22 protein-coding genes are annotated in these 23,020 nt (G+C 73.6%); 17 read left to right on the forward strand and 5 right to left on the reverse strand.

Features of this window, described 5'->3' with window-relative positions; translation table 11 throughout:
* Nucleotides 1–17 precede the first annotated feature (17 nt).
* The 4 genes from iolC to iolD are packed head-to-tail and all read left to right on the forward strand — an operon-like array spanning nt 18 to nt 4,625.
* Nucleotides 18–1,001, forward strand: a complete 984-nt coding sequence (gene iolC, locus ACN26Y_RS18945) for a 5-dehydro-2-deoxygluconokinase (protein ID WP_422733157.1) — start codon at nt 18–20, stop codon at nt 999–1,001.
* On the forward strand, nt 998–1,885 hold the full coding sequence (locus ACN26Y_RS18950) for a Cgl0159 family (beta/alpha)8-fold protein (RefSeq protein WP_155331565.1): 888 nt from the start codon (nt 998–1,000) through the stop codon (nt 1,883–1,885). Before iolC ends, ACN26Y_RS18950 begins: the two co-directional genes overlap by 4 nt.
* Nucleotides 1,882–2,778 carry a 5-deoxy-glucuronate isomerase gene (gene iolB, locus ACN26Y_RS18955; protein ID WP_422733158.1) on the forward strand — a complete coding sequence of 299 codons (897 nt, stop codon included), beginning with the start codon at nt 1,882–1,884 and terminating at the stop codon, nt 2,776–2,778. Before ACN26Y_RS18950 ends, iolB begins: the two co-directional genes overlap by 4 nt.
* Entirely contained in the window at nt 2,778–4,625 is a 1,848-nt protein-coding gene (gene iolD / locus ACN26Y_RS18960; protein ID WP_422733159.1) for a 3D-(3,5/4)-trihydroxycyclohexane-1,2-dione acylhydrolase (decyclizing), read from the forward strand. Before iolB ends, iolD begins: the two co-directional genes overlap by 1 nt.
* Before the next feature lie 64 nt (nt 4,626–4,689).
* On the opposite strand, the gene ACN26Y_RS18965 is transcribed toward iolD, so the two are convergent.
* Nucleotides 4,690–5,373, reverse strand: a complete 684-nt coding sequence (locus ACN26Y_RS18965; protein WP_155331568.1) for a TMEM175 family protein — start codon at nt 5,371–5,373, stop codon at nt 4,690–4,692.
* Nucleotides 5,374–5,510: 137 nt separating this feature from the next.
* The gene (locus tag ACN26Y_RS18970) at nt 5,511–6,077 is read right to left on the reverse strand and encodes a TetR/AcrR family transcriptional regulator (protein WP_422733160.1); all 567 of its coding nucleotides are present in this window, start codon (nt 6,075–6,077) and stop codon (nt 5,511–5,513) included.
* 136 nt (nt 6,078–6,213) lie between these two features.
* On the opposite strand from ACN26Y_RS18970, the gene ACN26Y_RS18975 reads away from it, so the two are divergent.
* Both ACN26Y_RS18975 and ACN26Y_RS18980 read left to right on the forward strand, forming a co-directional pair.
* Nucleotides 6,214–6,999, forward strand: coding sequence for an alpha/beta hydrolase (locus ACN26Y_RS18975; protein WP_422733161.1), 786 nt, complete (start codon nt 6,214–6,216; stop codon nt 6,997–6,999).
* A 24-nt stretch (nt 7,000–7,023) separates the two neighbouring features.
* Nucleotides 7,024–7,383, forward strand: coding sequence for a hypothetical protein (locus tag ACN26Y_RS18980; protein ID WP_422733162.1), 360 nt, complete (start codon nt 7,024–7,026; stop codon nt 7,381–7,383).
* 22 nt (nt 7,384–7,405) lie between these two features.
* Here ACN26Y_RS18980 and ACN26Y_RS18985 read toward each other — a convergent pair whose 3' ends face one another.
* Entirely contained in the window at nt 7,406–7,984 is a 579-nt protein-coding gene (locus tag ACN26Y_RS18985; protein WP_422733163.1) for an SMI1/KNR4 family protein, read from the reverse strand.
* Nucleotides 7,985–8,116: 132 nt separating this feature from the next.
* Between ACN26Y_RS18985 and ACN26Y_RS18990 the strand changes: the two genes are divergently transcribed.
* Genes ACN26Y_RS18990 through ACN26Y_RS19040 form a run of 11 tightly spaced genes read left to right on the forward strand, consistent with a single transcriptional unit; the run spans nt 8,117 to nt 20,742 of the window.
* Nucleotides 8,117–9,184: a LacI family DNA-binding transcriptional regulator gene (locus ACN26Y_RS18990; protein WP_230688637.1), complete on the forward strand. Its 1,068-nt coding sequence runs from the start codon at nt 8,117–8,119 to the stop codon at nt 9,182–9,184.
* The gene (locus ACN26Y_RS18995; RefSeq protein WP_155331572.1) at nt 9,181–10,116 is read left to right on the forward strand and encodes a carbohydrate ABC transporter permease; all 936 of its coding nucleotides are present in this window, start codon (nt 9,181–9,183) and stop codon (nt 10,114–10,116) included. The genes ACN26Y_RS18990 and ACN26Y_RS18995 overlap by 4 nt, the downstream gene beginning before the upstream one ends.
* Before the next feature lies 1 nt (nt 10,117).
* Nucleotides 10,118–10,957 carry a carbohydrate ABC transporter permease gene (locus ACN26Y_RS19000; protein WP_366599650.1) on the forward strand — a complete coding sequence of 280 codons (840 nt, stop codon included), beginning with the start codon at nt 10,118–10,120 and terminating at the stop codon, nt 10,955–10,957.
* Nucleotides 10,958–10,989: 32 nt separating this feature from the next.
* The gene (locus ACN26Y_RS19005; RefSeq protein WP_422733164.1) at nt 10,990–12,282 is read left to right on the forward strand and encodes an ABC transporter substrate-binding protein; all 1,293 of its coding nucleotides are present in this window, start codon (nt 10,990–10,992) and stop codon (nt 12,280–12,282) included.
* Nucleotides 12,283–12,284: 2 nt separating this feature from the next.
* Complete coding sequence (locus ACN26Y_RS19010; RefSeq protein WP_366599648.1) at nt 12,285–13,442, forward strand: ADP-ribosylglycohydrolase family protein; 1,158 nt, start codon at nt 12,285–12,287, stop codon at nt 13,440–13,442.
* Entirely contained in the window at nt 13,439–14,818 is a 1,380-nt protein-coding gene (locus tag ACN26Y_RS19015; protein WP_422733165.1) for an ADP-ribosylglycohydrolase family protein, read from the forward strand. Before ACN26Y_RS19010 ends, ACN26Y_RS19015 begins: the two co-directional genes overlap by 4 nt.
* On the forward strand, nt 14,815–15,753 hold the full coding sequence (locus ACN26Y_RS19020; RefSeq protein WP_155331576.1) for a ribokinase: 939 nt from the start codon (nt 14,815–14,817) through the stop codon (nt 15,751–15,753). Before ACN26Y_RS19015 ends, ACN26Y_RS19020 begins: the two co-directional genes overlap by 4 nt.
* Nucleotides 15,750–17,732 (forward strand): SUMF1/EgtB/PvdO family nonheme iron enzyme, encoded by a 1,983-nt coding sequence (locus ACN26Y_RS19025; protein ID WP_422733166.1) that lies wholly within the window; start codon nt 15,750–15,752, stop codon nt 17,730–17,732. Before ACN26Y_RS19020 ends, ACN26Y_RS19025 begins: the two co-directional genes overlap by 4 nt.
* A complete protein-coding gene (locus ACN26Y_RS19030; protein WP_422733167.1) occupies nt 17,729–18,916 on the forward strand; it encodes a CaiB/BaiF CoA transferase family protein in 1,188 nt (395 codons plus the stop codon). Before ACN26Y_RS19025 ends, ACN26Y_RS19030 begins: the two co-directional genes overlap by 4 nt.
* The gene (locus ACN26Y_RS19035; RefSeq protein ID WP_422733168.1) at nt 18,917–19,738 is read left to right on the forward strand and encodes an HpcH/HpaI aldolase/citrate lyase family protein; all 822 of its coding nucleotides are present in this window, start codon (nt 18,917–18,919) and stop codon (nt 19,736–19,738) included.
* A 44-nt stretch (nt 19,739–19,782) separates the two neighbouring features.
* The gene (locus ACN26Y_RS19040; RefSeq protein ID WP_155331580.1) at nt 19,783–20,742 is read left to right on the forward strand and encodes a TAXI family TRAP transporter solute-binding subunit; all 960 of its coding nucleotides are present in this window, start codon (nt 19,783–19,785) and stop codon (nt 20,740–20,742) included.
* Nucleotides 20,743–20,771: 29 nt separating this feature from the next.
* Here ACN26Y_RS19040 and ACN26Y_RS19045 read toward each other — a convergent pair whose 3' ends face one another.
* Nucleotides 20,772–22,250 (reverse strand): ATP-binding protein, encoded by a 1,479-nt coding sequence (locus ACN26Y_RS19045; RefSeq protein WP_422733169.1) that lies wholly within the window; start codon nt 22,248–22,250, stop codon nt 20,772–20,774.
* A gap of 6 nt (nt 22,251–22,256) precedes the next feature.
* Nucleotides 22,257–22,940 carry a response regulator transcription factor gene (locus ACN26Y_RS19050; protein WP_155331582.1) on the reverse strand — a complete coding sequence of 228 codons (684 nt, stop codon included), beginning with the start codon at nt 22,938–22,940 and terminating at the stop codon, nt 22,257–22,259.
* Between the last annotated feature and the right edge of the window lie 80 nt (nt 22,941–23,020).

A 23,020-nucleotide genomic window follows, 5' to 3' on the forward strand; every position in this document is an offset into this window, starting at 1 on the left:
GGGACGAAGGGCGCCGCATGCTCGATGTGCTCACCATCGGCCGGGTCGGGGTGGACATCTATCCGCTGCAGGTCGCCACGCCGCTGGCCGAGGTCGAGACCTTCGGCAGGTTCCTCGGCGGCAGTCCCACCAACGTGGCCGTCGCGGCCAGCCGCCAGGGGCTGCGCGCCGGCGTGATCACCCGTACCGGGGCGGACGCCTTCGGCGGGTACGTGCACAAGGCACTTCGCGAGTTCGGCGTGGACGACAGCCACGTCCGCCCGGTGGACGGGCTGCCCACCCCGATCACCTTCTGTGAGATCTTCCCGCCGGACGACTTCCCGCTCTGGTTCTACCGCACCCCCACCGCGCCCGACCTTCAGATCCGGCCCGAGGAACTCGACCTCGACGCGGTCGCCTCCGCGCGGGTCTTCTGGCTCACCGGCACCGGCCTGTGCCAGCAGCCGAGCCGCGACGCCCACGCCGCCGCGCTGGCCGCCCGCGACCGGCGCCCACACACCGTGCTCGACCTGGACTACCGTCCGACGTTCTGGTCGGACCCAGCGGCGGCCACGGCGGCGATCGCGGAGGCACTGCCACAGGTCACCGTCGCCGTCGGCAACCTCGACGAGGTGGAGATCGCGGTCGGCACCCGGGACCCCGAACACGCCGCCCGGCTCCTGCTCGACCGGGGGCCGCGCCTCGCGGTGGTGAAGCTCGGCCCGGCGGGGGTCCTCGCCCGCACCGACGCGCAGACCGTACGGGTGCCGCCGGTGCCGGTCGAGGTGGTCAACGGGCTCGGCGCGGGCGACGCCTTCGGCGGCGCGCTCTGCCTCGGGCTGCTGCGCGACTGGCCGCTGGAGCACACCCTGCGCTTCGCCAACGCCGCCGGCGCGATCGTCGCGTCCCGGTTGGCCTGCTCCGCTGCCATGCCCGACTACGCCGAGACCGCCGCGCTGGCCCGGTCCGCCGCGCCGCGACCGGCACCGTCGACCGCCGCCCCGGGAGGAGAAGACCGGTGAGCACCGAGTACGACGCGCTGACCCGCACCCGCGCCCACCGGCCACAGGCGATCGCCGAAGCCGCCGCCCGCCGTACCCGCCGGCCCTGGCCCGACCCCGGCCGGCCGCTGTTCGTCATCGCCGCCGACCATCCGGCCCGGGGCGCCCTCGGTGTACGGGACCGACCGATGGCCATGGCCGGCCGCGCCGACCTGCTGGACCGGCTGCGTCTGGCGCTGTCCCGGCCCGGCGTGGACGGCGTGCTCGGCACCCCGGACATCCTGGAGGACCTGCTGCTGCTCGGCGCGCTGGAGAACCGCCTGGCCATCGGCTCGATGAACCGCGGCGGCCTCTCCGGCGCCACCTTCGAACTCGACGACCGGTTCACCGCCTACGACGCCGACAGCATCGCCACGATGCGCTACGACGGCGGAAAGATGCTCTGCCGGATCGACCCGGACGACCCCGGCACCGCCTCGACCCTCCAGGCCTGCGCCCGGGCGGTCACCGCGCTCGCGGCCCACCGCACCGTGGCCCTGGTCGAACCGCTGTGGGTGGTCCGCAACGGTGCCCGGGTCAACGCCGACCTGCGCCCGGAATCGGTCATCAAGGGCGTCAGCGTCGGGCAGGCGCTCGGGGCGACCAGCGCGTACACCTGGTTGAAGCTGCCGGCCATCGACGAGATGGAGCGGGTGGTCGCCGCCACGACCCTGCCGGTCCTGCTGCTCGGCGGAGACCCGGTGGAGGCGCCGGACGTGGTGTACGCGCGGTGGCAGCGGGCGCTGCGGCTGCCCGGCGTGCGCGGCCTGGTGGTCGGCCGGGCGCTGCTCTACCCGCCCGACGACGACGTGGCCGCCGCGGTGGACCTCGCCGGGTCGCTGCTGCCCACGGGGCAGGACGCGTGAGGACCGGCGAGGCGTACCTGCCGTGGGGCGGCACGGCCCGCTCGCCATGGGCGCTGGAGGTCACTCCGGAGCGGGCCGGATGGCGGTACGCGGGCCTACGGGTACTCACTCTGCCGGCGGGCGGCGAGGTCAGCTTCGCCACCGGCGACGAGGAGATGCTCGTCCTGCCGCTGGCCGGCGCCGCCACCGTGCGCTGTGACGGGCTGCGGCTCAACCTGACCGGGCGCGAGTCGGTGTTCGCCGCGGTCACCGACTTCGCCTACCTGCCCCGGGACGCCGTCGCGACGATCCGCGGCGAGGGCCGTCTCGCGCTGCCGTCGGCCCGGGCCACCCGCCGGCTCTCGCCCCGCTACGGTGCCGCCCGGGACGTGCCGGTGGAACTGCGCGGCGCCGGGCCGGCCAGCCGGCAGGTCAACAACTTCTGCGCACCGGACGCCTTCGACTGCGACCGGCTGGTCGCCGTGGAGGTGCTCACCCCCGGCGGGAACTGGTCGTCGTACCCGCCGCACAAGCACGAGGAGGACCGGACCCACGACGACGGACGGGTGGAGGCGGCGCTCGAAGAGGTCTACTACTTCGAGGTGGCCGGTGGCACGCCCGGTGCGGGTCCGGTGGGCTACCAGCGGGTCTACGGCACGGCCGGCCGGCCGATCGACGTGCTGGCCGAGGTGCGTACCGGTGACGTGGTGCTCGTCCCGTACGGCTACCACGGGCCGTCGATGGCCGCGCCCGGCTACGACCTGTACTACCTCAACGTGCTGGCCGGGCCCGGCGCGGAGCGCACCATGGCCTGTGTGGACGATCCGCGGCACGGCTGGATCCGGGGCAGCTGGGCCGGCCAGCCGGTCGACCCGCGGCTGCCGCTGACCCGGCCCGGAACGAAGGAGGCGTGATGGGCCGGTTGACGGTGGCGCAGGCGGTGGTGAGGTTCCTGGCCCGGCAGTGGTCCGAACGCGACGGGCGACGGCAACGGCTGGTCCCGGCGTGCTTCGGCATCTTCGGCCACGGCAACGTCGCCGGCATCGGTGAAGCCCTGGCCACCGCCGGCTCGGACCTGCCCTATCACCTGTGCCGCACCGAGCAGGGCATGGTGCACACCGCCGCGGCGTACGCCCGGATGACCGACCGGCTCAGCACCCTGGCCTGCACCACGTCGATCGGCCCCGGCGCGACCAACCTGGTCACCGGCGCCGCCGGCGCGACCGTCAACCGGCTGCCGGTGCTGCTGCTACCGGGCGACATCTTCGCGACGAGGGTGGCCAACCCGGTGCTCCAGGAACTGGAGGACCCGCGCTCCTACGACGTCAGCGTCACCGACGCGCTGCGGCCGGTCTCCCGCTACTGGGACCGGATCAACCGGCCGGAACAGCTGCCGGCCGCGCTGCTGGCCGCCATGCGGGTGCTGACCGACCCGGCGGAGACCGGCGCGGTCACCCTCGCCCTGCCGCAGGACGTCCAGGCCGAAGCGTACGACTGGCCGGACGAGCTGTTCGCCGAACGGGTCTGGCACGTGCCGCGCCCCCGCGCCGACGAGGCGGCGGTCGACCGGGCGACCGGGGTCGTGCGAGCGGCCCGCCGGCCGCTGGTGGTTGCCGGCGGTGGGGTGATCTACAGCGGGGCGACCGAGGTGCTGCGCCGGTTCGCCGAGGAGCACGGGGTGCCGGTGGCGGAGACCCAGGCCGGCACCGGCGCGATGCCGTACGACCACCCGCTCGCCCTCGGCGCGGTCGGCGTCACCGGGACCACCGCGGCCAACGAGGTCGCGGCCGGCGCGGACGTGGTGATCGGGGTGGGCACCCGGTACAGCGACTTCACCACCGCCTCCGGCACCCTCTTCGGCGACGACGTCCGGTTCGTCAACCTGAACGTCACGAGCTTCGACGCGGCGAAACTGTCCGGCACCCAGGTCGTCGGCGACGCCCGGGAGAGCCTCGCCACCCTCGACGAGACCTGCGCCGGCTGGGCCACCGGGCCGGCGTACCGCGCGTCGGTGGCGCGGCTGCGTGAGCGCTGGTCGGCCGTGGCGGACAGCGCCCGGCAGGCCGCACCTGACGCGCGGCCGACCCAGACCGCGGTGATCGGTGCGGTCAACGACGCTGCCGGCGCAGGCGGCGTGGTGGTGTGCGCGGCCGGGTCGATGCCCGGCGACCTGCATCGGCTGTGGCGCAGCCGGGACCCGAAGAGCTACCACGTCGAGTACGGCTACTCCTGCATGGGCTACGAGATCGCCGGCGGCATCGGGGTGAAGCTCGCCGCGCCGGAGCGCGAGGTGTTCGTGCTGGTCGGCGACGGGTCCTACCTGATGCTGCCGAGCGAGCTGGCCACCGCGGTCGCCTTGGGCGTCAAGCTGGTCGTGGTGCTGGTCGACAACTCCGGTTTCGCCTCGATCGGCCGGCTGTCGGAGAACGTCGGCGCGCACCGGCTCGGCACCGCCTACGTCGACCGGGCCGGTGCGCCGCTGCCGATCGACCTCGGCGTCAACGCGGCGAGCCTCGGCGCGGACCTGATCCGGGTGTCGACCATGGCGCAGCTCCGGGCGGCTCTGGCGACGGCGACGGCGGCGACCCGGACCAGCGTGGTGCACGTGCGGACGGACCGGTTCCAGGCGGGTCCGGATGCCGGCGCCTGGTGGGACGTTCCGGTCGCCGAGGTCTCCACCACCGAGCAGGGGCGGGCCGCCCGGGCCGCGTACGAGGCGGGGCGCAAGAGCCGGCACACCCACCTGCGTCCGCCGCACTGACCTCAGCGGTCACGCCGACCGGTGTCGCGGGTCCGGCTGCGCCGTGCGGACCTTCCGCCGTGCCTCAACCTCGACGGCGAACCCACCGCAGCGCTCCGGTGCGGAGGCCTTCACTGGTCACGCCGTGATAAATGATCATCACAATGATGCCGAGGAGTCCCAGTAGCGGGCTCACGACCCAGCCGAGCAACCCGGCCAGTCCGTAGAGCACGAGACCGGTGATGGGGCGGGCCTCCTGCGCGCGGACCTGGTCTGGGCCGACGTCCTCCGCGCGCAGCATCGGATGGCGGTGCAGGTAGGCGAAGAAGACCAACCAGGGCGCCGACATCAGCGCCGCGGCCAGCGCGTACATGACGACCGCCACCCGCAGGTCGTCGGTGTCGCCGTCGACGAGCGCCGACGCGAGAACCGCGGTCGGGAACGGGATGATGACCGCGCCGAAGAGGATGGCGAGATTGATCCAACTGAGCGCGAGGGTCGTGCCGCGGACCAGCCGCAGCAGTGCGTGGTGGTTGAGCCAGAGGACGCCGATGTAGACGAACGACACCACGAACGCCAGGAGGGACGGGGCCTCTTTGCCGAGCGACGCGAGCAGCTCACCCTGGTGGTATTCGGGTACCCGCAATTCGAGCACCAGCAGGGTGATGACGATGGCGAAGACACCGTCGCTGAACGCCGCGAGTCGACCGACGTCGGCCGGCTGGTGAGCGGGACCTTTCGGCTGGACCTCCTCGGGGCCTGCGGACACCGCCGAACGCTAGCAGCGTGGGAGGGCCGTGGACGGGTGCGATCACCCGAGAAGTACCCGTCCGGGGGGCCGTTTCCGGGTGGCCGGCGCTTTCCGTGGAGGTGAACCCCGCCAGCCGTGCACCGGTCGGGTTCCGCTCAGCGCAGGCCCGCCACCCAGCGCGCATTGCGGACGAACGTGCGGCGGGTGACGTCGGGGTCGTCGAGGAAGCAGCCGATCATGAGGGCGTCGCGCAGCATGGCGAGGGTCTCGGCCTTGGCGTCGACGTCGTCGCGGCCGGCCTCGGTGAGCAGGCGTCGCAACTCGGCGTGGAACCAGGCGCGGTGCTTGTCGATCACCCGGCGCACCGGGCTCTCGGGGTCGGGGAACTCGCCGGCCGCCTTGATGAACGGGCAGCCGCGCGTGTGGTGCCGGTGGGCGTCGTCGGCGATGCCTTCGATGGCCATCTCGAGTGCGTGATCGGCTGAGACGGCCCGGCCGAGCCCTTCGTCCCAGAGCGCCTGGATCATCTGGTCCTCGCGTTCGAGGTACGCCACGACGAGCGCCTCCTTGCCGGCGAAGTGCCGGTAGAGGGTGGCGCGGGTGACGCCGGCCTCCTTGAGGACGCGGTCGACCCCGACGCTGTTGATGCCGTTGTCGTAGAACAGCCGGCTCGCGGTCGCGAGGAGGTGGTCGCGGGGCGCTGACTGCCTGGTGCTCGCCATGACTGCATCCTACACCCCAGACCGACCGTTCTTTCTCTCACATGTCGACCACTTGCTGAAGGGGAGGGGTAAGGCTACGGTCTGAGCCTAGGGAGAACGACCGTTCTTTCTATCCGTCCGTTCATAGGAGTATTCCGTGGCGACTCGTGTTCTCTTCGTGCACGGCCTCTGGATCCACGCCCGCGCCTGGGATCCGTGGCTCGACCTCTTCCGCTCGGCCGGGTTCGAGGCGGAGGCACCGGGCTGGCCCGGTGACGGCGAAACCGTCACCCAGACGCGGCGACAGCCGCAGCATGTCGCCGGCTACGGCGTCCGCGAGATCGCCGACCACTTCACGCGGATCGCGCGGCTCGGCGAACCGCCGATCGTGATCGGGCACTCGTTCGGCGGGCTCATCGCCCAGAAGCTGCTCGCCGCGGGCGTCGCCCGGGCCGCCGTGGCGATCGACCCGGCCCCGATCAAGGGCGTCCGAGCACTTCCGTTCGCGCAGGTCTGGTCGGCGCTGCCGGTGCTGCGTCGCAAGGCCAACCGCGACCGGGCGGTGATGCTGAGCCGCCGCCAGTTCCGGTACCGCTTCGGCAACGCCGTCAGCCGCGAGGAGTCCGACCAGCTCTACGACCGCTGGGCGATCCGCGGCCCGGGCCGGCCGATCTTCGACCTGACCGCGGCGAAGAAGGACCCGGCGTCGCCCGTCGCGGTCGACCTCGACGACCGCAACCGGGGACCGCTACTGATCATCGGCGGTGGCCGGGACCACACCATCCCCGAGGTGGTGGCGCGGCAGGCCGCCGAGCTCTACCGCCCGGGCGGCAACACCGAGTACCGCACGTTCGACGATCGCGGCCACTCCCTGGTCTTCGACAGCGGTTGGCGCGAGGTCGCCCAGCCCGTCCTCGACTGGGTGCGTACGCACACCGCCTGATGACCCACACGTCGGAAGTGACCAGTGAACTTCAGTGAGAACGTACGCTCGGCCTTCCGGCGCGGTGACACCGACGCCGTGGTGCGGATGAGCGAGGCCGAGATCGAGCGGGCCCGGGCGGCCGGTGACCCGGCGGGCGAGGCGAAAGCCCGGTACAGCCTGGCCCGGGTCGCCATCCGGGCTGGTGACCTGGCGTTTCCCACCGTCACCCAGGCCACCAACGACGATTCGTTGGCTGCCGCCGTCGACGCGCTGACCGCCGCCATGTACGCGCACGGCCCGGCCTTCCGCACCGTGGCCGCCGTGTGCCGGGCGGCGTTCCCGGGGCTCGATCGCCCGCCGGCCGGCGACATCGCTCAGGACGGCGCTCCCGTCGACAGGTGATCTGGTCACCGAAGCGGAATTGCTATCCCACCTCCCACTCCAACTCCCCATTCTGGACAACCGGCTTCAGGGGATCCGGCGCGCGGGGATAGTCGTAGGGGATCCGGTGAGCCAGGCGGACCGCTCGTCCTTCGACCAGGGCCAACATCTCGGTGAGCAGATCCGTCAGGCTGCCCCACGCGAATCCGAACGGGCCGTCGATCTCGTCGAACTGGAATATCCGCCCGTACGGTGGCTGTGGCCCGGTGTCGAGGACGAGGCAGCCACCGCACAGGTCGTTTCCGAACGCGATCCACGTGGGCTGCCAGGCGTCGCCCCAGATCGACGCTCGCTGGCGAGTGTCGCTTGCGATCTCCGAGCTGCCCATCACCTGGTAGCCCGGCGGAAGCAGGATCACGCCGGTGACGTCTCGTGCGTCGGAGCCGTCGAAGTTGCGAAGCAGTTCCGAGAGGTCCGCCGGGAGTTCGGTGTTCAACGCCGAAGCGAGCTCGGCCAGTGCCGGCTCATCCGCTGGCGGGTTCAGCTTCTCGAACGTGAGCGGCGCGTTCTCCCGCAACCATCCGGCGATCTGCGTCGACAGGGAGGTGACATCGCCCGACATGGCTCACGAATGTACGGTGGCGAGCCGTCCTCCGGCGGTTGGAAACGTTTTCGTAACGAGCTCTTGACCTGCCTGGTGGACGCGGCGCACACTCCCGGAAACGTTTACAGGATGAGACGGAGGTGCCGGGTCGTGGTTCGTAAACGTTTACAGGACTCCGCCGACGGTCGGCCCACCGTGCACACCGTGGCCGCCCGCGCCGGCGTCTCCATCGCCTCCGCCTCCCGCGTCCTCAACGGCGTCGGCGGCAGCGAGGAGACCATCCGCAAGGTCCGCGCGGCCGCGGCCGAGGTCGGGTACGTGCCCAACGCCATCGCCCGCTCGCTGCAGTCCCAGCGCACCGGACTGGTCGCGCTCGCCGTCGAGGACATCGGCAACCCGGTCTACGTGTCGATGATGCGGGCGATCGAGGCGGTGGTGGCCGCCTCCGGACGCCAGCTGCTGGTGCACGCGACCGGCGGGCAGATCGCGAACGAGACCAGCCTGCTGCGCCGGCTGGCGAACCGCTACGTCGACGGCATGATCCTGTCCCCGATCCGGGTCACCGACGACCACCTGGCCGCGCTGGTGCAGAGCCCGGTCCCGGTGGTCGTGGTCGGCCAGCTCGGTGCCGACGCGCCGGTCGACAACGTACGCACCGACTCGCGGCACGGCGTCGCCCTGGCCGTGGACCACCTCGTCGGCACCGGACGGCGACGGATCGGGTTCGTCAACGGCCCGCTCGACACCGTTCCCGGCGCCGCCCGCGACGCGGGCTTCCGTGCCGCCCTCGACCGGCACGGCATCGGGCTCGACGAGGACCTGGTCGAGGTCGGCGACTTCCAGTACGCGGCCGGCCGCGCCGCCGCCGAGCGGTTGCTGGCCCGGGCCCGGCCGGACGCGCTGGTCTGCGCCAACGACCTGATCGCGGTCGGGGCGCTGCACGCGCTGCTCGCCGCCGGGCACCGGGTGCCCGAGGACGTGGCCGTGGTCGGCATGGACGACACCGAGCTGGCCCAGATGATGTTCCCGCAGCTGTCCAGCGTCTCCCTGGGCTCGGCCGAGCGCGGGCGGCGCGCCGCCGAGCTGCTGCTCACCCGGATCGCCGACCCGAGCCTGCCACCCCGTCGGGAGCAGGTGCCGCCCAGCCTCGCCGTACGCGCCTCCAGCCGGGTCGCCGTGCCGGGGCCCCGCCCGTCCACCGAGGAGCTGCCCTCATGACCGCCGTGGCCGAGCGGCCGGATGTCGCGCGGCGCGGGAAGCCGCGCGGCTCCGCCCGGTCCCGCTCCGACCGGACCGCCATCTACCTGCTGCTGCTTCCGTCGCTGGTGCCCATCCTGTTGCTGTCGGTCTTCCCGCTCCTGCGCGGCATGTACCTGGGCTTCACCGACGCCCGCGCCGGCCGCAACGTCGACGTGAGCTTCACCGGCCTGGAGAACTACCGCGAGCTGCTCGGTGACGACCTGTTCTGGAACTCGTTCAAGATCGGTCTGCTCTGGGCCTTCGGGGTGACCGTCCTGCAGTTCCTGCTCGCCCTCGGCCTGGCGCTGCTGCTGAACCAGCAGTTGCGCTTCCGGGGTGTGGCGCGGGTGCTGGCCGTGGTGCCCTGGGCGATGCCCCCGGTGGTGATCGGCATCCTCTGGAAACTCGTCTACCACCCGGACGCCGGTCTGCTGAACGAGTTCTTCCACCGCGTCGGGGCCGACGGGCTGCGGACCAACTGGCTCGGCGACTTCAGCACCGCCCTGCCGGCGGTGATCATCGTCGGGGTCTGGGCGGGCATGCCGCAGACCACGGTCGTCCTCCTGGCCGGCCTGCAGGGCGTGGCGCGGGAGTTGCACGAGGCGGCCGCGGTGGACGGGGCCAGCACCTGGCACCGCTTCCGGCACGTCACGCTCCCCGCGATCGCGCCGGTGATCGTCGCGATCACCGCACTGGACTTCATCTGGAACTTCAACTCGTTCGGGCTGGTCTACGTGCTCACCGCCGGCGGTCCGGGCGGCAAGACGATGCTGCCGATGCTGTTCGCGTACGAGGAGGCGTTCCGCTACGGCAACTACGGCTACGCCGCCGCGCTCGGCAACGTGATGGTCGTGATCATCGTGGCGCTGCTCGCCGTCTACCTGCGTCGCCGGCTGAGGGAGGCGAACTGACGTGATCGGAAGGCCGAGCCGTACCGGGCGGACGTTGCAGTACGTGGCGCTGGCCGGTTACCTGATCTTCCTCGGGTTCCCGCTGGTCTGGCTGGTCTCGACGGCGTTCAAGCCGCCCCGGGAGCTGGTGCAGCTGCACCCGACGCTGGTGCCGTCCAACCCGACGGTGCAGAACTTCGTGCAGGCCTTCACCGAGCAGGAGCTGGGCCGGGCCGCGCTGAACAGCCTCCAGGTCTCGCTCGCCTCGGCCGTGCTCACCGTGCTGGTGGCGCTGCCCGCGTCGTACGCGCTGGCCCGGTTCCGCTCCAAGCTCGGCACCGTGGCCCTGGGCTGGGTGCTGCTCTCGCAGCTCTTCCCGTTCGTGCTGCTGATCATCCCGATCTTCCTGGTGCTGAGGCAGGTCGGCCTGGCCAACACCCACGCCGGGCTGGTGGTGATCTACGTGGTCTGGGCGCTGCCGTTCGCGCTGTGGATGCTGCAGGGCTTCGTCCGCAACATCCCGCGCGAGTTGGAGGAGGCCGCCAGCGTGGACGGCGCCAGCCGGCTGCAGGTGCTGCGCCGGGTGGTCTTCCCGCTGCTCGCGCCCGGCGTCGTCGCCACCGCGCTGTTCTCGTTCATCTCGGCCTGGAACGAGTTCTTCTTCGCCCTGGTGCTGGTCAAGACGCCCGAACTGGCCACCCTGCCGGTGGCGTTGGCGCGGTTCGTCGGCATCGAGGGCACCGCCCGCCTGGGCCCGCTCGCGGCCGGTTCGCTGCTGGCCACCCTGCCCAGCTTGATCTTCTTCGCGTTCATGCAACGCCGGCTCTCGTCCGGGTCGCTCGCCGGCGCGGTCAAGGGCTGATCGCACACCCCACCACCGAGGAGGTTCCCCCCATGCTCCGCAGAAGATTCCGTCGACTCGCCGCGGCCGCCGCGGTAGCGGTCGTCGGCCTCGGCGCGCTCACCGCGTGCGGCGACGGCGGCGACGACGAGTCCACGTCCGGCCCGGTGAAGCTGCGCTTCCTCAGCCTGGCCTGGCAGAAGGAGTCGCTCCAGGCCAACAAGGACCTGGTCGCCAAGTGGAACGCCGAGCACCCGGACATCCAGGTCGAGTACGTCCAGGGTGACTGGAACTCGATCCACGACCAGTTGGTCACCTCGTTCGAGGGCGGCGACGCACCGGACATCGTCCACTACGAGGCGTCCGCGATCGGGGAGTTCAGCAAGCAGGGTTACCTGGCCGACCTGTCCGGCCTGGTGTCCGGCGACCTGAAGGGCCAGATCGACCAGGGCGTCTGGGACACGGTCACCTACGACGGCAAGGTCACCGGCGTGCCGTTCCTCCTGGAGTCACAGGTCGTCATCGCCAACAAGAAGCTGCTCGACGCCGCCGGCGTCGCGGTGCCGCCGGCCGACGGCGGCTGGACCTGGGACGAGTTCCAGGCCAACGCGCAGAAGCTCACCAAGCCCGGCCAGTACGGCGTGGCCTGGGCGCTGAAGTCGCCGACCAACCGGGTGCTCAACCTGGCGCTCAACTTCGACGGGAAGTTCTTCTACACCGACGGTGGCCGGACCGAGGTGAAGGTCGGCGACCCGGAGAAGGAGGTCCCGCGGCGCATCCACGACATGATCTACACGACGAAGTCGGCGTCCCCCGAGGCGCTCGGAATGAGCGGCGCGGACACCCTGCCCGGCTTTTTCGGCGGCAAGTACGCCATGCTGCCCGGCTCGGTGTCGCTGCGCCAGCAGATGGTCGAGCAGGCGCCGGCCGGCTTCGAGTGGGTGACGCTGCCCCCGGTCAAGGGGCTGTCCAGCAAGCAGGCGGCGAACCCGCAGACGCTGTCCATCGCCGAGGACTCCAAGAGCAAGAAGCAGGCCGCGCAGTTCCTGGAGTACTTCCTCAACCCGGCCAACATGGCCGCGCTCGCCAAGGGTGACTGGCTGGTGCCCACCGGCAGGCAGGCCAACGAGGAACTGGTCAAGCTGACCGGTGGCAAGCAGGGCTGGGACGTCGCCGCGGACAGCGCGGCCGACCTGACCGTCGCGCCGTTCCAGCTCGCCGACGGGTACCCGGAGTGGAAGACCAAGTACGCCACTCCGGCCCTGCAGCAGTACTTCGCCAACAAGATCACCCTGGACCAGCTCGGCACGCAGCTGGTCGACGGTGGCAAGCAGGTTCTGAGGTAACGATGTCACTCTTGCTCGACAAGTCGGTCGGATGTCTCGTCGGCGCCGCCGTGGGCGATGCCCTCGGCGGGGCCACGGAGACGGCACTCCCGGAGCAGATCCGGCACCGCTTCGGCGGCTGGGTGGAGGGCATCGTGCCCCCGTTCCACGCCGAGTGGGCCACCGCGCGGCCACTCGCGCCGTACCACAAGGGCGACGGGCACATCACCGACGACACGTTGATGACCCACGCGCTGGTGCGGGCGTACGCGGCCAAGCGTGACCACCTGGACGCGTACGACGTGGTGGAGCTGCTGGTCCCCGACCTGATCGAGCGGGTGGTGTACATCCCGGACCTGGAGCGCGAGGGGGTGACCTTCCACCGGCTCGCGGCCGCCGAGCGGTGGCTGGTCACCCGCCTGCACCACGCGCACGTCGACCCCCGCGAGGCGGGCGTGGGCAACATCGTCAACTGTGGCGCGGCCATGTACATGGCCCCGGTCGGCATCGTCAACGCGGGCGACCCGGCCGGGGCGTACGCCGAGGCGGTGGAGGTCGCCGGGGCGCACCAGCACAGCTACGGGCGGGAGGCCGCGGCGGTCTTCGCCGCCGCGGTCGCCGCCGCCGCGGCCCCCGGCGCGGGCGTCGAGGACGTCGTCGCCGCCACCCTGGACCTGGCCCGCGACGGCACCCGGGCGGCCATCGACGCGGTGGTCAAGGAGGCCCGGGCGTACGACGACTGGCGGGCCGCCATCGCGCCGCTGCGCGCCGCGGTGTCCCGCTACGACACGGTGGGCGAGGAGTACCGCAACCCCGGCCTCGGGGCCCGGCGACCCAGCCGGCTGCACGCCATCGAGGAACTGCCGGTCGCCATCGGCATGCTCGTCGTAGCCCGGGGCGACTACCGCGCGGCGGTGCTCGGCGCGGTCAACTACGGCCGGGACGCCGACTCCACCGCCACCATGGCCGGGGCGATCGCCGGGGCGCTGGGCGGCGCGTCGGCGGTGCCCGCCGAGTGGTCCGAGGCGGTCGCCACCGCCTCGCGTACCGACCTGGTGGAGCCGGCCCGCACCCTCGCCGCGGTGGCCACCGAGGTCTTCGACCGCGACCGGGCCCGCTTCGCCCGCCGCGCCGAGCGCTTCGCCGGCCTCGGCGACGGGCAGGTGGGGGAGTCGGCGTGAGGATCACCTGGGTGCAGCCGGAGGACCTGCTGCCGCACGAGATCGCGGCCAGCCGGGACGAGGGTCGCGACGTGGAGGCGATCGCCCGGCGGTGGGCCGCCGCCGGTGGGGAGCTGACCCCGCCGGTCAGCGGGGCCTCGGCGAGCCCGGCCACGCCGGAGCTGCGGTCCCTCGCCACCGAGCTGCTCGACGCGGCCGACGCGCTGCCGGCCGCCGCGTCCGCCGACGAACCGGAGGACCTGGACGCCGTCCGGGCCACCTGGCCGGCGACCTGGTCGCTGCCGGCCGGCCCGGCGGCGGACGACCGGCTGCACGGGGCCTGGCTCGGCCGGGCGGTCGGCTGCCTGCTCGGCAAGCCGGTGGAGAAGATCCCCCGGCAGGGCATCCGGGAGATTCTCGTCGCGACCGGTCGCTGGCCGCTGCGGGACTGGTTCACCGCGCGCGGGCTGCCCGCCGACGTGGCGGCCCGCTGGCCGTGGAACCGGCGCAGCGCCCCGACCAGCCTGGCCGAGAACATCGACGGGATGCCCGAGGACGACGACCTCAACTTCGCGCTCCTGGCGCTGCGCGTGCTGGAGACGCACGGGCCGGGCTTCACCAGCGCCGACGTGGCCCAGGCGTGGCTGGACTGGCTGCCCGGCGGGCGGGTCTTCACCGCCGAGCGGGTGGCCTACCGCAACCTGCTGCTCGGGCTGGCCCCGCCGGCCACCGCGCGGCGGCACAACCCGTTCCGGGAGTGGATCGGCGCCCAGATCCGCACCGATGTCCACGGCTGGGTCAACCCGGGCCGCCCGGACCGGGCCGCCGAGCTGGCCTGGCGGGACGCCAGCGTGAGCCACGTCCGCGCGGGGGCGTACGGGGCGATCTGGGTGGCGGCCATGGCCGCGGCCGCCACCGTCGCCGGCGACGTGGACGAGGTGCTCGACGCGGGCGAGGCGGTGCTGCCGCCGCGCAGCCGGTTCGCCGCCACCGTCCGCGAGGCGCGCGCCCTCGGGTCCGGCACCGACGACTGGGAGGCCGTCGTGGACGAGCTGTACGCCCGGCACGGCCACCTGCACTGGGTGCACGTGCGCAACAACGCCGCGTTGATCGCCGCCGCGCTCGCGTACGGGCGGGGCGACCTGGAACGGTCGATCTGCGCGGTGGTCAGCGGGGGATGGGACACCGACTCCACCGGCGCCACCGTCGGGGCGGTCACCGGGGCCCTGACCGGCGCCTCCGGGCTGCCGGACCGCTGGGTCGCGCCGCTGCACAACCGGCTGGCCAGCAGCATCGCCGGCTTCGACGGGATCGGCTTCGACGAGTTGGCGGCCCGTACCGCCGCTCTGGCCGGGACCGGCGCGCCGGCCGGAAGCACCCCGGCGGGCACGCGATGAGCGCGCGGGTGGTCGTGGTCGGCAGCGCCAACCTGGACCTGGTGGTCAGCACGCCGCAGCTGCCCCGCCCCGGTGAGACGGTGCTCGGCGGCGACTTCCGCACCGTTCCCGGCGGCAAGGGCGCCAACCAGGCGGTCGCCGCCGCCCGCGCGGGCGCCGGCTGCGAGTTCGTCGGCGCGGTCGGCGACGACGCGTTCGGCCGGCAGCTACGCGACAGTCTCGCCGGCGCCGGGGTCGGCCTGCGCGGCCTGCGGACCGTGCCCGGCCCGTCCGGGGTCGCGCTGATCGCCGTCGACCAGGCGGCGGAGAACTTCATCGTGGTCGCCCCCGGCGCCAACGCCGCGCTGACCGAACTCGACGCCGACGACGCGGCGGTGATCGGCGCGGCCGACGTGCTGCTGCTCCAGTTGGAGGTGCCGCTGCCCACCGTCGTCCGCGCCGCCGACCTCGCCCGCGCCGCGGGCACCGTCGTGGTGGTCAATGCCGCCCCGGCGGTCCCGCTGCCGGCGGAGCTGCTCGACCTGGTCGACGTGCTGGTGGTCAACGAGCACGAGGCGGCCGTCGTCGCCGGGGTGTTCTCCGACGACCCGGCGGTGCTGCTCGACGCGCTGCTGACGCTGGTGCCCCGGGTGGTGCTCACCCTCGGCGCGCGCGGTGCCGCGTACGCCGACCGCCACGGGGCGCGCCGCACCGTCCCGGCCCCGCTGATCGACGCCGTGGACACCACCGCCGCCGGTGACGCGTTCACCGGCGCGCTCGCGGTCGGCTGGGCCGAGCGCGGCGGCGCGCCGGACGCCGACGCCGTCACCGACGTCGTGCGCTGGGCGTGCGCCGCCGGCGCCGCCTGCGCGCAGCGCCCCGGCGCGTCGACCGCGCTGCCCGAGCGGGCCGCCATCGACGCCCTGTACACCGCGACCTACCGAGGTACCGAGTGAGCTTCAACCCGTACGTGCCCCGCCCGATCGACCGGCCCACGGAGGTGCCGCTCGGCGCGGACGCCGACCTCAGCACGCTGGACGAGGCGAAGATCTTCGCCGCCCCGGCCGACCCGGCGGACTGGCCGGCCTGGCGGGAGCAGCTCACCCGCTGGCGGGCCGACGCCCGGGCGCGGATCGGGTACACCGGCTCCCACTACGCCGAGATCCCCGGCGACTGCTTCAGCGTCTGCCTCGCCTGGCTGTGGGACGAGACGCTGTACGACCACGAGCGGGGTGTCTTCACCGTCGACGAGTTCCTCGACACCGCCGAGCGCGACTTCGGCGGCTTCGACGGGGTGGTGCTCTGGCACGCGTACCCGGTGATCGGCCTGGACGACCGCAACCAGTTCGACTTCTACCGGGACGTGCCGGAGTTGCCCGAGGTGGTGCGCGCCTTTCAGCGGCGCGGGGTGCGGGTGTTCGTCGACTACAACCCGTGGGACACCGGCACCCGACGCGAGGCCGGTACCGACGCCCGGGAGGTCGCCGCGCTGGCCGGCACGCTCGGCGTGGACGGCGTCTTCCTGGACACCCTCAAGGAGGGCGCCGGCGAGCTGCGTCGCGAGCTGGACGCCGTCCGCCCCGGCCTGGTGCTGGAGGGGGAGAGCCGGGTGCCGCTGGCCCGCGTCGCCGACCACGCGATGAGCTGGGCGCAGTGGTTCGCCGACTCCGAGGTGCCGGGCGTGCTGCGGGCCAAGTGGTTCGAACGCCGGCACGTGCTGCACCACACCCGCCGCTGGCACCGCAGCCACCTCGACGAGCTGCACTCGGCCTGGCTCAACGGTGTCGGGGTGCTGGTCTGGGAGAGCGTCTTCGGGGTCTGGGTCGGCTGGAACGACCGGGACCGGGCGGTGCTGCGGGCGATGCGCCGCGTGCAGGCCAGCCACGCCGCGTGGTTGCGCGCCGAGGACTGGGTCCCGCTCGCCGACCACCCCGGCACCGGTCGGGTGTACGCGTCCCGCTGGACGCACGACGGCGAGCCGCTGTGGACGGTGGCGAACACCGGCGGCGACCACGACGGCCCGTGGCTGGTCACCGAGCCGCGTCCCGGCCGACGCTACGTCGACCTGGTCACCGGCGCGGAGCTGGCCGCCGCCCCGACCGCCGACGGTCGGGTCGCGGTGGGCGGGCCGCTGCCGGCCGGGGCGATCGCCGCCGTGGTCGCCACCGCCGACGACGCCGGTCCGGCGCACGCCTCCCCGGTCGGTGACCCGTCGTTCCCGGCCCGCGCCGCGGTGCGGGTCCGGACCCCGTGGGCGCCGCGCACCGGGGTGCCGACGGGCATGGTCGCCGTCGACGGCGTCCGGCGCGAGCTGGTGGTCCACCACCGGGTCCGGGAGACCGGGCTCTACGGCGAGACCCCCTACCTGGACGAGTGGAAGCCGCTGCCGCCCCGGCTGCACCACACCGGCACGCTGCGCCGCAGCGTCCACCTCGGCCGGTTCGCCATCGCCACCCACGAGGTGACCCACGGTCAGTACGCCGAGTTCCTGCGCGCCACCGGCTACCGGCCGGTGCGCGCGGAGCGGTTCACCGCCGGTCAGGGGCCGGCCGACGCCCCGGTCACCGGGGTGGAACTGGCCGACGCCCGCGCGTACGCGGCGTGGGCCGGGCTGCGGCTGCCGACCGAGGACGAGTGGCAGGTGGCCGCCGAGGCGGGACTGCTGGTTCGTGGGGAGCCGCTGGTGTGGAACCTCACCGAGAGCGAGCACTCCGACGGCCGGACCCGGTTCGCCATCGTGAAGGGCGGTGCCGCGTACCGGGCCGAGGGGTCCGACTGGTACCTCGACGGCGGCCCCCAGCCGCCGGACGTCTCGGTGAAGCTGCTGCTGCTCGGCGCCGGGATGACCCGCTCCGACCAGGTCGGCTTCCGCTGCGCGGCCGACCTGGTTGCTGCGGTGCCGGGCGGCGGGGACGCGACGGAGGCGACCCGGTGACCGCGCCGCTGGACGGGGTGACGGTGGTCGACCTGGCCACCCTGTTCGCCGGGCCGCTCGCCGCGGCGTTCCTCGGCGACTTCGGCGCCGACGTGATCAAGGTGGAGCACCCGGCCAAGCCGGATCCGTCGCGCGGGCACGGACCGGCCAAGGACGGCGTCGGCCTCTGGTGGAAGGTGCTCGGGCGCAACAAGCGCACCGTCACCTGCAACCTGTCCGACCCGGCCGGTGCCGACCTGCTGCGCCGGCTGCTCGCCGAGGCCGACGTGCTGGTGGAGAACTTCCGCCCCGGCACGCTGGAGCGGTGGGGGCTCGGCCCGGCCGAGCTGCACGCGGTCAACCCCCGGCTGGTGATCGTCCGGATCAGCGGTTTCGGGCAGGTCGGCCCGTACGCCCGGCGGCCCGGCTTCGGCACCCTGGCCGAGGCGATGAGCGGTTTCGCCGCCGCCACCGGGGAACCCGACGGCCCGCCGACCCTGCCCCCGTTCGGGCTGGCCGACTCGGTGACCGCGCTGGCCGCCGCGTACGCGGCCATGCTGGCGCTGCGGGCCCGCGACCTCACCGGTGCCGGGCAGGTGGTGGACCTCGCCATCATCGAGCCGATCATGGCGATGCTCGGCCCGCAGATCACCTGGTACGACCAGCTCGGCTACCTCCAGCCACGGCTGGGCAACCGGTCCAACAACAACGCCCCGCGCAACACCTACCGGTGCGCGGACGGACGGTGGGTGGCCGTGTCGACCAGCGCGCAGAGCATCGCCGAGCGGGTGATGCGGCTGGTCGGCCGCCCCGAACTGGTCGACGAGCCGTGGTTCGCGACCGGCAGCGGCCGCGCCGCGCACGCCGACGAACTGGACGCCGCGGTGAGCGCCTGGGTCGCCCGGCGCGGCCGGGACGAGGTGGTGGCCGCGTTCGAGGCCGCCGAGGCGGCGGTCGCGCCGGTCTACGACGTGCGGGACGTCCTCGCCGACCCGCAGTACGCCGCGCTCGGCACCGTCCGCACCGTGCCGGACGAGGAGCTGGGCGAGGTGCGGATGCAGAACGTGCCGTTCCGGCTCGCCGACACCCCCGGAGCGATCCGGCACGCCGGGCGCCGGCACGGCCAGGACACCGACGCCGTGTTCCGGGCCCTCGGACTCGACGACGCCGAGCTGGCCGCGCTGCGTGACCAGGGGGTGATCTGAGTGCTGCTCACCTGGCTCTACGTTCCCGGCGACCGGCCGGACCGGTTCGCCAAGGCGGTCGCCGCCGGCGCCGACGCGGTCATCCTCGACCTGGAGGACGCGGTGGCCGCCGGCCGCAAGTCGTACGCCCGGGACGCGGTCGCCGAGTTCCTCGCCGAGCCGCACCCGCTGCCGGTGCAGGTACGGGTCAACGAACTGACCGGCCCGGAGCTCGACGCCGACCTGACCGCGGTCGCCGGCCGCCCCGGGCTGGCCGGGTTGCGGCTGCCGAAGGTCGAGTCACCGGCGAGCGTGGCCGCGCTGGCCGCCCGGGTGGACACCCCGCTGCACCCGCTGATCGAGTCGGCGCTCGGCCTGGAGGCGGCGTACGCCATCGCCACCGCCCACCCGGCGGTCGCCTCGGTCGGGCTCGGTGAGGCCGACCTCCGGTCGGACCTGGGTGTCGACGACGAGGCCGGGTTGGCCTGGGCGCGCTCGCGGGTGGTGGTCGCCGCCCGCGCGGCCGCCCTCGCCCCGCCGGCCATGTCGGTGTACGCGAACGTCACCGACACCGACGGACTGGCCGCCTCCTGCGCGGTCGGCCGGCGCCTCGGCCTCCTGGGCCGGGCCGCCATCCATCCCCGCCAACTGCCGGTGATCGCCGAGGCGTTCCGCCCCGCCGAGCGGGACGTGGCCCGGGCCGAGGAACTGCTGGCCGCCGTGGCCGAGGCGCAGACCCGGGACTCGGGAACGGTGGTGCTGCCGGACGGCCGGTTCGCCGACCGCGCGATGGTGGCCGCCGCCCGGCGGACGGTGGACCTGGCTGCCCGCTACGCCGCCTGAGGCGCGCGGCGGCCTCGATCGACCCCCGTCCGTATCATCTCGGCATGGCGCTGAACCTGGAGGTCCGGTTCAGCCGGCGGGTGGTGCTGGTGGCCGCCGGAGGGCTGCTCGCCGGGTGCTCCCGGCGGCCCGACGTCGACGAGGTTCACCTGCGACTGGCCACCGGGCCGGCGGGGGCGGTCTACCGGCGCATCGGTGGTGCGCTGGCCGACCACATCGCCGAGCAGGTGCCCGGGGTCACGGTGACCACCGTGCCGAGCGGGGCGTCCACCGACAACATCCGGATGCTGCTGGCCGGCGAGGTGCACCTCGGGCTGACGAGCCTGGACGCGCTGATCAGGACCGACGGCAGCGCACCCGAGGGGCTCTCGGCGATCTGCCGGCTCTACGACAGTCACCTGCACCTCGTGGTGCTGGCCGGTTCGGCGATCGACACGTTCCGGGACCTGCAGGGCAGGAGAGTCTCCCTCGGTGCGCGCGACTCGGGGACCGAGTTCACGTCGCTGCGGGTCCTGGAGCTCGGCCCGGTGAGCGCCGACGGTCGGTACCTCAGCCAGGCCGAATCGGCGGCGGCCCTGCGCGACGGCGAGATCGACGCGATGTTCTCCCTGACCGGCGTCCCGACCCCCGCCGTCACGGAGCTGGCGCAGCGGCACCCGGTCCGGCTGATCCCGTTGGACGCACAGGCGGACGCGCTCTTCACGGCGTACCCGGGTCCGTACGCTCCGGCGGTGATCCCCGCGACCGCCTACGCCGGCGTCCCGGCCACCCGCACCGTCGCCGTGCCGAACGTGCTCCTGGTGCGTGACGACCTGCCCGACGACCTGGTCCACGCCATCACCGACACGATCTTCACGCACACCCGCACGATCACCTCCGCGAGCCGGGACGACGCCGAGGCCGTTCCGGAAGCGTGGCAGATCAACGTGCGTACCGGGATCTCCACGGGATCGGTCCCGCTCCATCCGGGCGCGGCCGCCTGGTTCCGCGACCGTAAGCGCTGACGTGGGGGGAGCGGCGCGGCCGGGCCCGCTCAGACCGGGGTCGGAGCCGGGGCGGCCGGCGACGCCACCCGGGGAACGACCGGCAACGTGATCACGGCGGCGAATCCGTGCCCGGACCCGTCCGGACGCGGCAGGCCCTCCTCCAGCCGCAGCGCGCCCCCGGCAGCCCCGACCAGGTCGGCGCAGATCGCCAGTCCCAGCCCGGTGCCGGGCACGTTCTGGTGCCGCGGCGACCGCCAGAACCGTCCGAGCGCCTGGGCCCGCTCGGAGACGTCGAGGCCCTGGCCGTCGTCACGGACGGCGATGGTGACCATGCCTCCGGCCGTCGGGCCGTTGCCGCGTCCGGCGTCCGCCGCGCCGGGGACGACCCGGGCGTTCACCTCCACCAGTTGAGCGTCGGACAGCCGCAACGCGTTGCTGACCAGCTCGTCCAGGACGCTGCCCAGCCCGCCCGGCGGCTCCAGCAGCCGCAGCCCCGGCGGCACGTCGACCGCCAGTGTCTGCCCCGCTGCCGCCGTCAACGCCCGCCACCGGTCCACCCGGGTCGCCATTACCGCGTCGAGGTCCACCGGCGACGCCGTCCGCATGCTCTCCATCCGCGCGCTGGCCTGTAGCGAGTTCAGCATCCGCTGCATCGCCTTCAGCTCGTCGACGGCGACGTCGTACACCTGCCGCCCGGCACCGGCCGGACGCAGGTGCGGTTCCAGACTCTCCACCGCGAGCCGGAGGCTGGTCAGCGGATTGCGCAACTGGTGCGACGCGTCGGACACGAACGCCCGCTGCCGCTGCACGGCGTTCTCGACCGCGTCCATCATGGTGTTGAACGACTCCGTCAGCCGCCGCAGCTCGACCGGGCCGGCCTCGGCGTCCGCCCGGATCGTCAGGTCGCCCCGCGAGATCCGCGAGCTCGCCGCGTCCAGCTCCCGGACGGGTCGCAGCACCCACGCCGACACCGGCCACGCGACGGCCACCAGCGCTATCAGCGGCAGCAGCCCGAGCCCGGCGAGCTGGGCCCAGCGCACGAGGATGCGGTCGCGCGTCCTCGACAGGTCGGAGATCGTCACGACGGCGCCGACGACCTCGCTGTCCCGGCCCACGGGCTCCGCGACCACGAGGGCCGAGTCGTCCCACGGCGCCCATTCCCCGGATGGTTCGGACCTCGACCCGGCCAGCGCCGCCGTCACGATCCGGGGCAACTCCGGCTCGGCCCGCGCCGCCTCCTGGTACGCACGGCCTGGTCCGAGCAGCACCGTGCCGGACGTGTCGATCAGCGCGACCGGGATGCCGTACAGCTCGTGGTAGCGCACCAGCGCCTGGTTGAGCGCCTCGGTCCGCCCGGTCGCCAGCGCGGTCTCGGCGAGCGACGCGAACCGGCCGACGTCGCCCAGCCGGTCGACGTACGTCTCCTGCATCTCCCGCTCGGCCACGGTGACGCTGAGCGGCACCCCGAGCGCCGCCACGAGCAGCACCGCGAGGGGCACCAGGACGACGAGCAGGCGACGGTGCACGGCACGTCAGCCGATCAGCTCCGGCTGGTCGGCCAGGAGCCGATAGCCGACCCCGTGGATCGTGCGGATGAGCACGGCCGGCCCGAGCTTGTGCCGCAACGCCGCGATGTGGGTGTCCAGGGTGCGGCTCGACGCCTCCCAGGTCGCGCCCCAGATCTGGTCGAGGATGACGTCGCGGCTCACCACGTTCGGCGCACGCCGGGCCAGCAGCAGGAGCAGCTCGAACTCCTTGCGGGTCAGCGTCACGGGCGTGCCGTCGACGGTGACCTCGCGGGTGCCGACGCCGACCCGCATCGGACCCAGGACGAGCGGCTCGTCGGGGCGGCTCAGGGCACGAGCGGCCCGGGTGCGCCGCAGGACGGCGTCGATCCGGGCCAGCAACTCCGGGATGCCGAACGGCTTCACGATGTAGTCGTCGGCGCCGGCGCGCAGGCCACGGACCCGCTCGTGCTCCTCCGAGCGCGCCGTCACGGCGATGACGGCGGTCGCCGGGCGGTCGCGCAGCCTGCGGATCACGTCGAGGCCGTCGCCGTCGGGCAGGCCCAGGTCGACGAGGACCACGTCGGACGGAGCGGCCCGCAGGGCCGCCGCGGCGGTGGCGACGCGGTGGACCTCGAAGCCCGCCTGGGCCAGGACGGTCACCAGACCCCGCGCCACACGGTCGTCATCCTCGATGACGGTGATCCGCATACCGGCGAATTGTACGAGCCCGATCGACGCTCGTGTAAGCCCTCCAGTTCTTGGGATTCCTCTGACACCATCCGCGTCCC

Source organism: Micromonospora sp. WMMD558 (assembly GCF_049315255.1).
In the GTDB taxonomy this organism is placed as follows: Bacteria; Actinomycetota; Actinomycetes; order Mycobacteriales; family Micromonosporaceae; genus Micromonospora.

Excerpts from the sequence above, each read along its gene's own strand:
- ACN26Y_RS19005 (WP_422733164.1), top strand. The coding sequence starts at position 10,990 with ATGCTCCGCAGAAGATTCCGTCGACTCGCCGCGGCCGCCGCGGTAGCG.
- iolC (WP_422733157.1), top strand. The coding sequence starts at position 18 with ATGCTCGATGTGCTCACCATCGGCCGGGTCGGGGTGGACATCTATCCG.
- ACN26Y_RS18970 (WP_422733160.1), bottom strand. The coding sequence starts at position 6,077 with ATGGCGAGCACCAGGCAGTCAGCGCCCCGCGACCACCTCCTCGCGACC.
- ACN26Y_RS19020 (WP_155331576.1), top strand. The coding sequence starts at position 14,815 with ATGAGCGCGCGGGTGGTCGTGGTCGGCAGCGCCAACCTGGACCTGGTG.
- ACN26Y_RS18995 (WP_155331572.1), top strand. The coding sequence starts at position 9,181 with ATGACCGCCGTGGCCGAGCGGCCGGATGTCGCGCGGCGCGGGAAGCCG.
- ACN26Y_RS18985 (WP_422733163.1), bottom strand. The coding sequence starts at position 7,984 with ATGTCGGGCGATGTCACCTCCCTGTCGACGCAGATCGCCGGATGGTTG.
- ACN26Y_RS19010 (WP_366599648.1), top strand. The coding sequence starts at position 12,285 with ATGTCACTCTTGCTCGACAAGTCGGTCGGATGTCTCGTCGGCGCCGCC.
- ACN26Y_RS19040 (WP_155331580.1), top strand. The coding sequence starts at position 19,783 with ATGGCGCTGAACCTGGAGGTCCGGTTCAGCCGGCGGGTGGTGCTGGTG.
- ACN26Y_RS19050 (WP_155331582.1), bottom strand. The coding sequence starts at position 22,940 with ATGCGGATCACCGTCATCGAGGATGACGACCGTGTGGCGCGGGGTCTG.
- iolD (WP_422733159.1), top strand. The coding sequence starts at position 2,778 with ATGGGCCGGTTGACGGTGGCGCAGGCGGTGGTGAGGTTCCTGGCCCGG.